13 protein-coding genes are annotated in these 12,590 nt (G+C 71.0%); all 13 read right to left on the bottom strand.

Annotation, left to right across the window (positions count from 1 at the left end; genetic code table 11):
- Window positions 1–2: 2 nt before the first annotated feature.
- A complete protein-coding gene (locus tag ENE75_RS09245; protein ID WP_128197975.1) occupies window positions 3–1,115 on the bottom strand; it encodes an MlaE family ABC transporter permease in 1,113 nt (370 codons plus the stop codon).
- 18 nt (window positions 1,116–1,133) lie between these two features.
- Window positions 1,134–1,982: an isocitrate lyase/PEP mutase family protein gene (locus tag ENE75_RS09240; protein ID WP_128197974.1), complete on the bottom strand. Its 849-nt coding sequence runs from the start codon at window positions 1,980–1,982 to the stop codon at window positions 1,134–1,136.
- Window positions 1,979–3,247 carry an FAD-dependent oxidoreductase gene (locus ENE75_RS09235; protein WP_375138473.1) on the bottom strand — a complete coding sequence of 423 codons (1,269 nt, stop codon included), beginning with the start codon at window positions 3,245–3,247 and terminating at the stop codon, window positions 1,979–1,981. Before ENE75_RS09235 ends, ENE75_RS09240 begins: the two co-directional genes overlap by 4 nt.
- Window positions 3,248–3,252: 5 nt before the next feature.
- Window positions 3,253–4,725, bottom strand: a complete 1,473-nt coding sequence (locus ENE75_RS09230; RefSeq protein ID WP_128197972.1) for a dihydroorotase — start codon at window positions 4,723–4,725, stop codon at window positions 3,253–3,255.
- Entirely contained in the window at window positions 4,712–5,194 is a 483-nt protein-coding gene (locus ENE75_RS09225; protein ID WP_128197971.1) for a LeuD/DmdB family oxidoreductase small subunit, read from the bottom strand. The genes ENE75_RS09230 and ENE75_RS09225 overlap by 14 nt, the downstream gene beginning before the upstream one ends.
- Before the next feature lie 223 nt (window positions 5,195–5,417).
- Window positions 5,418–6,689 (bottom strand): 3-isopropylmalate dehydratase large subunit, encoded by a 1,272-nt coding sequence (locus ENE75_RS09220; RefSeq protein ID WP_128197970.1) that lies wholly within the window; start codon window positions 6,687–6,689, stop codon window positions 5,418–5,420.
- A 77-nt stretch (window positions 6,690–6,766) separates the two neighbouring features.
- Window positions 6,767–7,477: an ABC transporter ATP-binding protein gene (locus tag ENE75_RS09215; protein ID WP_128197969.1), complete on the bottom strand. Its 711-nt coding sequence runs from the start codon at window positions 7,475–7,477 to the stop codon at window positions 6,767–6,769.
- Window positions 7,474–8,256: an ABC transporter ATP-binding protein gene (locus tag ENE75_RS09210; RefSeq protein ID WP_128197968.1), complete on the bottom strand. Its 783-nt coding sequence runs from the start codon at window positions 8,254–8,256 to the stop codon at window positions 7,474–7,476. The genes ENE75_RS09215 and ENE75_RS09210 overlap by 4 nt, the downstream gene beginning before the upstream one ends.
- Window positions 8,217–9,191 (bottom strand): branched-chain amino acid ABC transporter permease, encoded by a 975-nt coding sequence (locus tag ENE75_RS09205; RefSeq protein ID WP_128197967.1) that lies wholly within the window; start codon window positions 9,189–9,191, stop codon window positions 8,217–8,219. Before ENE75_RS09205 ends, ENE75_RS09210 begins: the two co-directional genes overlap by 40 nt.
- On the bottom strand, window positions 9,188–10,060 hold the full coding sequence (locus ENE75_RS09200) for a branched-chain amino acid ABC transporter permease (RefSeq protein WP_128197966.1): 873 nt from the start codon (window positions 10,058–10,060) through the stop codon (window positions 9,188–9,190). Before ENE75_RS09200 ends, ENE75_RS09205 begins: the two co-directional genes overlap by 4 nt.
- 46 nt (window positions 10,061–10,106) lie before the next feature.
- Complete coding sequence (locus ENE75_RS09195) at window positions 10,107–11,306, bottom strand: ABC transporter substrate-binding protein (protein WP_128197965.1); 1,200 nt, start codon at window positions 11,304–11,306, stop codon at window positions 10,107–10,109.
- A 27-nt stretch (window positions 11,307–11,333) separates the two neighbouring features.
- On the bottom strand, window positions 11,334–12,101 hold the full coding sequence (locus tag ENE75_RS09190) for a GntR family transcriptional regulator (RefSeq protein ID WP_233258993.1): 768 nt from the start codon (window positions 12,099–12,101) through the stop codon (window positions 11,334–11,336).
- Between the two features lie 131 nt (window positions 12,102–12,232).
- On the bottom strand, window positions 12,233–12,520 hold the full coding sequence (locus tag ENE75_RS25990) for a CZB domain-containing protein (RefSeq protein WP_510645185.1): 288 nt from the start codon (window positions 12,518–12,520) through the stop codon (window positions 12,233–12,235).
- Window positions 12,521–12,590: the final 70 nt, after the last annotated feature.

Below are 12,590 nucleotides of genomic sequence, written 5' to 3'. Positions count from 1 at the left end.
TCTCACCAGCCCAGGGCCTGCAGCACGACGGCGAACACCGCGTCGAGCAGGATGACGGCGACGATGCACTGCACCACCGTGGAGGTGGTCGCCCGCCCCAGCGCGGCGGTGTCGCGCGGCGCGGCCAGGCCCATGCGCACGCCGATGACGGCGATCACCAGCGCGAACACCGGCGCCTTGGCCAGGCCCACCAGCACGTGGCGCAGCGGCAGGGCCTCCTGCAGCCGTGTGACGAAGGCCGTCGGTGTGATGTCCAGCATCGGCTGCGCAATCGCCATGGCGCCGAGCAGGCTGGCCACGTCGCCCACGAACACCAGCAGCGGCAGCGCCAGCACCAGCGCCAGCACGCGTGGCAGCACCAGCACCTGGCGCGGCGACAGGCCCAGCGTGCGGATGGCGTCGATCTCCTCGGTCAGGCGCATCGAGCCCAGCTGCGCGGTGAAGGCCGCACCCGACCGGCCGGCGACGATGACGGCGACGATGATGGGCGCGAACTCGCGCGTGGCCCCGATGGCCACGCCGTCGACGACGAAGAGGTTGGCGCCGTACTTCTCGGCCTGCAGGCCCAGCAGGTAGGCGATGACGACGCCGATCAGCGCCGTCACCAGGGCCACCACCGGCAATGCCGACAGGCCGGCCTGCGACAGCTGCACCGTGAGTTCGCGCACCCGCAGCCGGGCCGGGTGGCGCAGCACCTCGCCGAGCGCGACCACGGTCTCGCCCAGCATGGCCAGGTGGCCGCGGGCCAGCTGGCCAAGTTCGACGCTGCTGCGGCCCAGTTGGGCCAGGGTGCGCAGGCGGCGTGGCGCAGGCGGTGGGGCCGCCTGCACCAGGTGCTCGGCCACACGGGCCAGCGTGCGCGCGTGGGCCGGGTCCAGGCCGTGCCACTGGCCCGGCGGCGGCGCATGGCCGCCGAGGGCGCGCAGCAGCAGCAGCGCGCTGGCACTGTCCAGCGCGGTCAGGCCCTGGGCGTCCACGGCGGCCAGCACGGGCCACACCGTGGCGCGCAGTTGCTGCGTCAACGCCGGCAGGCGGTCCATGCGCCAGCGGCCCTGCAGCACCAGCGTGGCCTGGCCCGTGGTGTCGATGCGGAACCCGGCGTCGTCGGCGGCCATGCCGACGAGGATAGCGGTTCACCCGTACTGTTGGCCCTGGGCCAGCAGCGCCGGCGTGCCGATGACGGCATTCAGGCCGTCGAAGTCCAGCATGCGGTCGCGCCAGGGGCCGGTGCTCCCGTGTGCAGCCAGGCTGGCGTAGTAGCCCTGCAGCGTGTGCGCCACCGCACGTGCGGTGCCGCCGGGGAAGATCACGATGCGGAAACCGCGCGCGCCGAGTTCGGCGGCCGACTGCACCGGCGTCTTGCCGCCTTCGACCATGTTGGCCAGCAGCGGCACGCGCTGCGCGAAGCGCGCACAGGCGGTGTCCATGTCGGCCGGCGTGCGCAGCGCCTCGATGAACAGGGCATCGACCCCGCAGGCCAGGTAGGCCTCGGCACGGTCGAGGGCCGCGTCCAGGCCTTCGACCGCCAGTGCATCGGTGCGCGCCAGGATCAGCGTCGTGTCACGCGTGCGGGCATCCAGCGCCGCGCGCAGCTTGCCCTGCATCTCGGCCACCGGCACCACGCCCTTGCCGTCGAGGTGGCCGCAGCGCTTGGGGAAGGTCTGGTCCTCGAGCTGGATCATGGCCGCACCGGCGCGCTCGAAGGCGTGCACCGTGCGCAGCACGTTCAGCGCGTTGCCGAAGCCGGTGTCGGCATCCACGATCACCGGCGTGCGCACGCGTTCGGTGATCTGGGCCAGCGTGTCGGCCACCTCGGTGGCGGTGGTCAGGCCCACGTCGCTGCGGCCCAGTCGCGTGTAGGCGATGCTGGCGCCGCTGAGGTACAGCGCCTCGAAGCCGGCCTGTTCGGCGACCAGCGCCGTCAGCGCGTCGTAGACGCCGGGGGCCAGCAATGGCCGGGGTTGCTGCAGGCGCTGCTTCATCGCAGGGTTTCCTCGAGGGTGCGTGCGGCGATGAAGCCGCCGGCCACGGCGCTGAGCATGCCGTTGCCGGAGAGGTAGCCCCAGACCGCGTCACCGCTGACGCCGCGGGCGGCGCCACCGGCCGCCAGCAGCGTGGGGAAGACGCCGCCGTCGGCGCGGCGCACGCGGCAGTGGTCGTCGATGTCCAGCCCGCCCTGGGTGTGGAACAGCGCGCCGGTGACCTTGACGGCGTAGTAGGGCGGGGCCAGGTCGGCACCGCCCAGATCCACGTCGGCGCAGCCGATCAGCCGCGCCAGCGCGTCGAGGTCAGGCGCCACACGCAGCGCGCCGGCGGCTTCGGCATCGCGAAAGTCCGGGAACCCGCGTGCCAGGGCGAGCTGCGGTTCGGCGAACACGTTCCAGGCCACGCCGCCGGGCTGGGCCAGCACGTGCACCGCGGCTTCGCTGTAGCCGGCGGTCTCGTCGTGGAAGCGGCGGCCCTGGGCGTTGAGCTGCACGCCGCCCTGCATCATCACCGCCCAGGTCATCAGCGCACCCTGCGGCACCACCCAGGAGCCGTGGCCCTGGTAACCACCGAGGTCCGCGGTGGCGGCGCCCAGCCCGCGGCCCAGGTGGATGGCCGTGCCGTCGTTGCCCGTGTGGCCTGCAAAGAGCGCATCGCGCATCTCGGGCAGGAACTCGCGCACCATGGCCGGGTTGCCGCCGAAGCCATTGCAGGCCAGCAGCACGGCGCGGGCGGTGAGCGACTCGGTGGCGCCATTTGGGCGGGCGGCGGTGAGGCGCCAGCCCTGGCCTTCCGGCTGCAGGCCGACGACGCGTGCCTCCGTCAGCACGTCGGCCTGCGCCGCCCGCTCCAATGCTGCCATCAGCGCCGCGCCGGTGCGCTCGCGCAGCGCGTGCATGCGGCGGGCGTGGTGGCCCGGGTAGAGAAAGCCGTCGAGCAGTTCAAATTCCACGCCATGGCGGGCCAGCAGGTCCAGTGCCGGCGCGCTGGCTTCGGTGTAGGCCTTCACCAGGTGCGCTGCGGCACGGCCTTTCGCCTTCGCCTGGATGTCGGCGGCGAACGCCTCGGGGCTGTCGTGCACGCCGGCGTCGTGCTGCCAGCGTGTGCCGGCGGCCGGGATGAAGCCGCTGGACAGCGCCGTGCTGCCGCTGGGCGTGGCGTCGCGTTCCAGCAGCAGGCAGCCGATGCCCGTCTCGCGCAGCGCGGTGGCCGCGGTCAGGCCACAGGCGCCGGCGCCGACGATGGCGACGTCGATGTCCAAGGGGCTCAGGCCGTCGGCCGGTGCAGGTACTGGCCGCGCGGCTGGCCCAGAACCTCGCCGTTCTCGCAGATCTTCATGCCGCGCAGGAAGGTGGTGGTGACCGCGGCGCTGAGCTCCAGGCCTTCGAAGGGCGTGTAGCCCTGGGTGGACGGCGAAGCCTCCGCACGGATGGTCCAGGTCTTCGCCGGGTCCACCAGGGCGAGGTCGGCGTCGAAGCCGATCTCGATGTCGCCCTTGCGGTTGAGGCCGAAGCGCTGCGCCGGGTTCCAGCTGGTCACGCGCGCCATGTGGTTGTAGCCCATGCCGCGCCTCGTGCCTTCGCTCACCAGGGCCGGCAGCAGGTACTCCGTGCCGCCGAAGCCGCTCTTGGCCATCCAGATGTTGCCGAAGTAGCGGCGCGGGATCTTCATCTCCTGGCGGCAGCAGGCGTGGTCGCTGACCACCCAGTCCAGTTCACCCGACAGCAGGGCGTCCCAGAGGAACTCCACGTCCTCGCGCGGGCGGATCGGCGGGTTCACCTTGGCCAGTTCCGCGGCCTTGGACGTGGTGTCCAGCATCAGGTGGCCGATGGTCACCTCGCGCCGGAAGTCGATGTGCGGGAAGACCTCGGCCATCATCATCGCCGCCTGCACCGCCTTGCGCGAGCTCAGGTGCAGCAGGTTGATGTTGGGCAGCGCGGTCTCGTTGGCCAGATAGGCCGCGATGAACACCGCCAGACCTTCGGAGTGCTGCGGGCGCGACGCGCTGTAGGCCGCCAGACCGCTGAGCGACTTGTCCTTCTCCACCAGCTTGGTGTAGGCGGTCATGATCTCCGCCGTCTCGCAGTGCAGGCTCAGCGAGATCTGGCGGGCCTTGTCGGGGAACTGCTCGCGCGCGGCCTGGATGCCGCGCATGATGAACTCGAAGTGCGCCAGGTCGTAGCGCTCGTCCTCGCCGATCATCAGGAACTCGCGCTGACTGTCGCTCTTGCCGTGCAGGCCGTGCGAGCCGTAGAACATGAAGATCTTGAAGCTGCTGACGCCGTGCTTGTCGATCAGCATCGGGATCTCGCCGATGTGCGTGCGGTCCATCGGCGCCAGGTGGTAGCCGTAGTCGACGTGGAAGCGGTTCTTGCTGATCTTCAGCACTTCGGGGAAGAACTTCTTGTACGCCCCGCCCTTGTTCAGGTAGTACTGGCCCGTGCGGAAGTAGTTCAGCGAACTGGTCACGCCGCCGATGGCTGCGGCCTTGGACTCGGTCACCGCATCCTCGGCCAGCGGCGAGTAGATGCCGCTGTGCATGTGGGCGTCCACCACACCGGGGAACGCCAGCTGGCCGCGGCCGTCGTGCACGGCCTTGGCGCGTGTGGGGTCGATGCCCGGCGCCACCTGCGCGAAGCGTCCGTCCTTAACCGCGATGTCGGCCTCGTGCACCACGTTGCCGTGCGGGCGCACGACACGCACGTTCTTGATCAGCAGGTCGAATTCAGGGGTGTTCACGGGCAAGCCTCTTCTGGAGTTGGGGCAGCAGGCCGCCGGCGTCGACCATGTCGAGCAGGAAGCCGGGGATGGGTTCGGTGGGCAGCATGCGGCCGTCGGCCAGGGTGACGCGGCCGGCGCGGGCGTCGAACTGCAGCGACGTGCCGTCGTCGATCTCGCCAGCACGCGGGCAGGTCAGCAGCAGCAGGCCCAGGTTGAAGGCGTTGCGGAAGTACAGGCCGGCAAACGACGGGGCGATCACCGTCGCCACGCCCAGGTGCACCAGCACGCCGGCGGCCTGCTCGCGCGACGAGCCGATGCCGAAGTTCGCGCCGGCGACGATGACGTCGCCCGGCTGCACGTCAGCCGCGAAATCCGGCCTCACCGCCTCCAGGCAGTGGCGGGCGATCACATCCAGGCCATGCTTCATCGTGTGGCCGGGGGCCAGCTGGTCGGTGTCGACGTCGGCGGGGAGGCGCCAGGTTCTCATGGCCGCGCTCCCATGGCTGCTTTCGACCCAAAGCGGCCGGTGAAGTGCGGTCGGCCGGAAGGCCGACTCGTCAATCTGGCTGGAGTCCCCCTCCCGGAGGGGGGCTGGCGGGGAGCCGTCGAACGCGCTGGAGCCCCTTCTCGGAGGGGGCTCGGGGGAGCCCACGGAAGTCGGGTCGCCAGACCCAAAGCAGCTGAAGGCTGCTTTGGGTCGCAAGCCGCCATCATCCCAACACCTCCCGCGCATCCGCAATGCGCCCCATCAGCGCCGAGGCCGCCACCGTGTACGGCGACCCCAGGTAAACCTGCGCCGTGGCTGCCCCCATGCGCCCCTTGAAGTTGCGCGCGGTGGAGCTGATGACGGTGCTGCCCTCGGGAATCGCCGCGCCGTAGCCGGCGCAGGCGCCGCAGCTGGTGGGGAGCAGGGTGGCGCCGGCGTCGCGCAGGCGGTTGAGGATGCCCTCGCTCTCGGCGCGCTCGCGGTCCTTCACGCTGGCCGGTGCCACCAGCAGCGTCACGTGCGGCGCCACGTGGTAGCCGGCCAGCACCTGTGCCGCGGCGCGCAGGTCGTCGAGCTTGGCGCCGGTGCAGGCGCCGATGTAGGCCACGTCAATGCGCGTCGGCTCCAGCCCGTCCACCGCGCGCACGTTGGCCGGGCTGTGCGGCAGCGCCACCTGCGGCGCCAGCACCGAGGCGTCGAAGGCATGGCGCACGGCGGGCGCGTCCTCGTCGCTGCTCCATTGCGCCAGCTCGGCGGGGTCGAGGTCGGGCGCACCGTGGCGGGCCAGCCATTCCAGCGTCACTGGGTCGGGCGCCACCAGGCCCACCTGCGCGCCGAGTTCAGCACTCATGTTGCACAGCGTCATGCGCTCGGCCATGCTCAGGGCCTGCACCGCCACGCCGGTGTATTCCACCGCCTGGTAGCGCCCGCCGTTCATGCCGAAGCGGCCGATCATGGCCAGCATCATGTCCTTGGCCGACACCCCGTGCGCCAGCCGCCCGCTCCAGCGCATCGAGATCGTCTGCGGCACCTGCAGCCAGATCTCCCCGGTGACCACCACGCCCAGCATCTCGGTGGCGCCGATCCCGAACATGTAGGCGCCGAAGGCGCCGCCGGTGGGCGAGTGCGAATCGCCGCCCACCGCGAACATGCCCGGCCGCAGGTGGCCGTGCTGCGGCACCACCACATGGCAGATGCCCTGCGTGTCGTAGACGTGCGGCAGCGCCTGCTCTCGCGCCCAGTCGCGCGCCAGGTGCACGATGCGGCGCGATTCGTCGTCGGCCGCCGGCACGTAGTGGTCTAGCACCAGCACCACGCGCTGCTTGTCCCAGATCTGCGCGCCGAGCGCGTCGAGCATCGGCTTCAGCCGGCGCGGCCCGGAGGAGTCGTGGAACATGGCCAGGTCCACGCCGCAGGTGACGATCTCGCCCACCTGCACGGTGGTGCGCCCCGCCGCGCGCGCGATCAGCTTCTGGGCCAGAGTCTGCGCTGGCATGTCAGCCTCGCACGGCCGCCCGAAGGGGCTGAAGCGCCCCTCGTGGGCCGCGAACGAAGTGAGCTGGGGGCCTCATGTCACATGCCCAGGTACGCCGCCTTCAACTCGCGGCTGGCCAGCAGCTCGGCCGGGGTGCCGGCAAATCGCAGGCTGCCGTTCTCCATCACGTAGGCGCGCTGCGCGATGTCCAGCGACTGCGCCACGTTCTGCTCAACCAGCAGCAGCGACAGCCCCTCGCCATGCAGCCGGCGGATAAGCGTGAACATTTCCTCCACCAGCAGCGGCGACAGGCCCAGCGACGGCTCGTCCAGGATCAGCAGCTTCGGCTCGGCCATCAGGCCGCGGCCGATGGCCAGCATCTGCTGCTCGCCGCCGCTCATCGTGCCGGCCTTCTGCGTGCGCCGTTCGGCCAGGCGCGGGAAGGTGGTGAAGACACGGTCCAGGTTGCCCGGGCGACGGTCGCGGGCGCGGGCATAGGCGCCGAGCTCCAGGTTCTCCAGCACCGTCAGGTTCGGGAACACGCGCCGCCCCTCGGGCACCTGGATCAGCCCGGCCTGCACCACGGCGCGCGGGTGGGCGCCGGTGAGGTCGGCGCCGTCGAAGCGCACCGTGCCGCGCCAGGGCTTGACGAGCCCGCTGACGGTGTTGTTCAGCGTGGACTTGCCAGCGCCGTTGCTGCCCAGCAGGGCCACGATCTCGCCCGGCTGCACGGCCAGCGACACGCCGCGCAGCACCTCGGTGCGGCCATAGCCGGTGGCCAGGTCGTCGATCTGCAGCAGCGGGCTCACGTGCCCATCTCCGCCAGCCGTGCCGCCGTGCCATGGCCCAGGTAGGCCTCGATCACCCTGGCATCGCGCGTCACCACCGATGGTGGCCCCTCGGCGATCAGCGCGCCCTGGGCCAGCACCCAGACGTGTTCGGCCAGGTGCATCACGGCCTGCATCACGTGCTCGATCATCAGCACCGTGACGCCGTCGTCCGCCGAATCGTCGACGATCTGGCGCACCACCGGCACCATCTCGGCGATCTCCTGCGGGTTCAGACCGGCCAGCACCTCGTCGAGCAGCAGCAGTTTCGGCCGTGTGGCCAGCGCGCGCGCCAGTTCCAGCCGCTTGCGGCCGGCCACCGTGAGGTCGGCCGCGGGCTTGTCGAGCTGCGCGGCCAGGCCTACGCGCTCGGCCACGCGTTCGGCCTCGGCCAGCGCGGCGGCCCGGCCGGGAAGGTGCAGGTGCGCACCGACGGCGATGTTCTCGCGCACCGTCTGCGCGGCAAACGGCTGCACGATCTGGAAGGTGCGCGCCATGCCGGCGCGGGCGTTGAGGTGCGGGGCGCGGCCGGTGATGTCCTGGCCGTCGAAGTGCACGCGGCCGGTGTCGGGGCGCAGGAAGCCCGAGACGATGGCGAACAGCGTGGTCTTGCCAGCGCCGTTGGGGCCGATCAGCGCGCCCAGCGTGCCGGCGGGCAGCGTCAGGCTCACGTCCTGCACCGCCTGCAGGCCGCCGAAGGCGATGCCCACGCCCTGCAGGCTCAGGATCGCCGGCGTCGGTGGCTTTGTCGTTGTTGCCATTGCTGCCACAGCCCCGCGATCCCGCGCGGCATGAACATCACGATGAGCACGAGCACCGTGCCGTAGACCACCAGGTTCAGGCCCGGCAGCTCGCCGAAGAGGTTGCGCGTCAGGTCGGCCAGCGTGTGCAGTGCCAGCGCGCCCAGCACCGGCCCCCACAGCGTGCCCATGCCGCCGACGATGGCGCCCACCAGCGCCTCCACGCTGACGTGCGGGCCGTAGGCGATGGCCGGGTCGATGTACTGGAACACCTGCACGTAGACCGCACCGGCGGCGCCGGTGAAGGCGCCCGACAGCGCGATGGCGCCGAGCTTGGTGGCAAACGGGTCGACGCCGACGGCGCGCGCGGCGTCCTCGTTGTCGCGCACCGCCTGCAGCCGGGCACCGAAGCGCGAGTGACGCAGCCAGGCCGTGACGATCAGGGCGGCCACCAGCAGCGCACCCAGCACCAGCACGTAGCCGGGACGCGACGTGAACTGCAGGTTGGTGGCCGAGGCCTGCAGCGGCAGCATCAGGCCCACGCCGCCGCCGGTGAAGTCCACGCTCAGCGCCACGATGCGGAAGACCTCGGCGAAGGCCAGCGTCACCAGCGCGAAGTAGCTGCCCTTGAGCCCGTAGCGGAAGCTCAGCGCGCCGACGATGGCGCCGACCACCGCGGCCCCGACCATGGCCAGCGCCAGGGCGACCCAGGCGTTGAGCCCGAACTGCAGCTGCGCGACGGCCTGCACATAGGCCCCGGTGCCGAAGAACACCGCGTGGCCGAAGCTGAACTGGCCACCAAAGCCGCCCAGGATGTTCCAGGCCTGGGCCAGCAGCGCGCCGTATAGCGCCAGCATCACGAAGGTGAGCCAGACGCCGGACTCGACGACGAGGGTGGTGCCGACGATGAGTGCGGCGAACACTGCGATGCCGGACAGGTCGCGCGCGAGGCTCATGCGCGCGCCCCGAACAGCCCTTGCGGCCGGAACAGCAGCACGGCGATGAAGATCACGAAGATGCCGATCTGGCCCAGGCTCTCACCCAGGTAGAGCCCGCCCAGCGACTCCACCACGCCGATCAGCAACCCGCCCAGCAGCGCACCGGCGAAGCTGCCCATGCCGCCGAGCACGACGATGGTGAAGGCCACCAGCACGAAGCCCGAACCCACCTGCGGGTTCACGTAGTAGGCCGGCAGCAGGAAGCAGGCCGCCGCGCCCAGGCAGGCCAGGCCGATGCCGAAGCTCATCGCGTAGACGTGGTCCACGTCGATGCCCATCAGCCTTGCGCCCTGCTTTTCCTTCGCCACCGCGCGGATGGCGCGCCCGAGGTCGGTGCGCGTGATCACCGCCATCAGCAGCGCGGCGAACACCAGCGCGCCGCCGAAGGCCACCAGCTTGGGCACGGCGATGAACGCCGGGCCGATCTGCACGGTGCTGAGCGTGTAGGCGGTGTCGATGGTGCGCGTGTCCGAGCGGAACCACAGCAGCGCCAGGTTCTCCAGCACGATGGACAGGCCCAGCGTCACGAGCAGGATGTTCTCGTCCTTGCCGTGGCTGGCGCGGCCGACGATGCCGCGCTGCAGCGCGTAGCCCAGCGCGAACATGCCCGGCACCACCAGCGGCAGCGCCAGGTAGGGGTCCACGCCCAGCGCCACCTTCAGCCAGTAGACGGCGTACAGCGCCACCATCAGCAGCGCGCCGTGCGCGAAGTTGATGATGTGCAGCACGCCGTAGATCAGCGTCAGCCCCAGCGCCACCAGCGCGTAGACCGCGCCGGTGGTCAGCCCGTTGAGGACCGAGGGGAACAGGACGTCGAAGCCGTACACGGGCGGCCGGAAGCGCTTCGTGGTGGTGGCGGTGAGGGGCCGTGCGTCAGGCCTTGACCGGGAACACCGGGTCCACCTGCCTGTAGTCGCGCGGCACGATGACCTTGATGTCGCCCTTGACCACCTGCGTCATCAGCGGCTGGGCGCCGGTGTTCTGGCCGTCGACGAACTTCGTGTCGCCGTAGGGCATGAAGTGGTTGCTGAAGGTGCTGGACGCCAGCGCGGCGGTGATGGCACCGCGGTCGGCGCTCTTGGCGCGCTCGATGGCATCGGCCAGCAGCATCACCGCGGTGTAGGTGTTGAAGACCTCGTAGGTGAAGAACAGGCCCTGCTTCTCGGTGCGCTGCTTGAGCGCGAAGGCGCGCTTGTCGTTGGGGTTGAACCAGTGGTTGCAGTCGATGATGCCTTCGGCCGCGTCCGGGAACTCCTTGACGAACTTGTAGCTCGACGCCGCACCGCCCAGCACCGAGTAGATGGCCTTGGGCACCACCTTCTGCTGCTGCATCGTGCGCACCAGCAGCGCGTACTCGTTGTAGTAGTTGGCCGGGATCACGATGTCGGGGTTGATCGACTTCATGCGCAGCACGATGTTGTTGAAGTCGCGCGTCGGGTTGGCGTGCTTGACGACCTCCTTCACGTCGAAGCCGAAGCCCGGCAGCTCGCGCGCCAGCAGGTTGGCGGTGCCGGTGCCGAACAGGCTTTCCTCGTGGATGATCATCACCGTCTTTGCCGGCTTGCCGGCCACGGTGTTGAGCACGTGCAGGTTGTTCACCGCGATCTGCGCGCAGGTGGCGTAGCCGGGGCCGAAGCGGAAGGTGTTCTTCAGCCCGCGCTTGACGATCTGGTCGGCCACGCCGATGTCCACCACGTGCGGGATGTCGTACTTGGCCGCGGCCTGCGTGGTGGCCAGGCAGATGGCCGACGCGTAGGCGCCCACGATGGCCGAGGCGCCGGCCTCGTTCATCTTCTCCACCTCGGCCGTGCCGGCCTGCGGCGAGCTCTGCGCGTCGCCCAGCAGCACCTCCAGCTTGGCGCCGCCCAGGCTCTTGATGCCGGCCTTGTTGATGTCCTCGATGGCCATCAGCGCGCCGGCCCGGCACTGGCCGCCGGAGTAGGCCAGCGCCCCGGTCACAGGGTGCAGGATGCCCACCTTCACCGCCTTGGGCTGCGCGCCGGCGACGAGCGGGAACGACAGCGCCGATGCGGCGGCGGCGGAGTGCTTCAGGAAGCTGCGGCGGTTGCTCATGGCGGTCTCCTCGGGGTTGGAACGGGGTCAGTGGAACTGGGCGGTCAGCGCGGTGCTGACCCACAGCTTGGCGTCGACGGTGCCGACGCGGGACAACTGCATCTGGTACTGGTAGCGGTCGGGCCGGTACAGGCCCTGCAGCCACTGCACCGGCCGGTCGTCGGCGTCGAAGATCAGGCGTTGCACGGCCAGCAGGGCCGAACCCACGTCCACCTGCAGGTGGCGCGCGACGTCGGCGTCGGCCAGGCGGGCGCTGATGGCCTGCTCCGCGCGGCCGATGCGCACGCCCTGGCCCTCCAGCAGCAGCAGGATGGGCTGCCTGGCCAGTTCACGCCGGCCGAAGCCGCGCGCCAGCGGCTCCGGCACCCAGGTGGTGATGTGCGACAGCGGGCCTTCGCGCGTGGAGCGCACGCGCACCGCCTTCTGCACCGGCGCGCCGGTGGGCAGCGCCAGCGGGCGGGCCACCGCTTCGGGTGCCGCCACCACGTCGCAGGCCAGCACCTTGACGGCGGTGCGCAGGCCCATGCTGACGATGTTCTCCAGCAGGCCGGTGAGCTGGGCGCGCTCGGGCGCCGCCGGCGGCTCGCCGCGCTTGACCGGCACCGTGCCACGGCCGGGCGTGCGCTCGATCAGGCCCTCGGCTTCCAGCCGTTCCAGCGCCTTGCGCACGGTGACGCGGGCGACCCCGAACTGCCCGGCCAGGGCCAGTTCACCCGGCAGGCCGGTGTCGTGCCGGCCCTCGGCCAGCTGCTCACGCAACACCAGGTAGAGCTGGTGGTACTTGGGCAGCGGCATCGCGGAAGCCATGGGCCGCGAGACTGAACCGGTTCCATTGTCCTGTCAATAGGACAAATGGCGGCAACAAGAAGCCGGCCCGTCCGGGCCGGCTGGTGAGGGGCCTGCGCCGGCAGGCCGGCTGCGCCCGGTCAGAACCCGCGCTTCGCGCGCAGGATGGCGGTCACCGTTTCGTTGGAGGCCTGCGCGAACTTCGAACCGCTGCCCAGCAGGTGGTTGGCCTGGTCGTAGGCGCTGCGGTTGATGTTCTCGGCCATCTGGCCGGCGGCGCGGTGGAATCCGGCGTGGGCGTCCAGCAGCGTGGTGAAGCCCGGGCTGCTGCCCCAGCGCGCGCCACCCGGGCCGTGCAGCCAGCGGCCCAGCGGGCACTGGTGGTCGCGGCAGATCGTGGCGGCATCGAGCTGTTCGCGATTGTCGATGGCGCTGCGCAGCTTGACCTTCCAGTTGCGGTGCGCCTTGATGTGGCGGTGTCGAAGTCGAAGTCGGCCA

Origin of the sequence: Rubrivivax albus (assembly GCF_004016515.1) — a bacterium.
Taxonomy (GTDB): domain Bacteria; phylum Pseudomonadota; class Gammaproteobacteria; order Burkholderiales; family Burkholderiaceae_C; genus Rubrivivax; species Rubrivivax albus.
The sequence above is the reverse complement of the archived record's forward strand: the minus strand, read 5'-3'. Positions and strand labels throughout refer to the sequence as shown.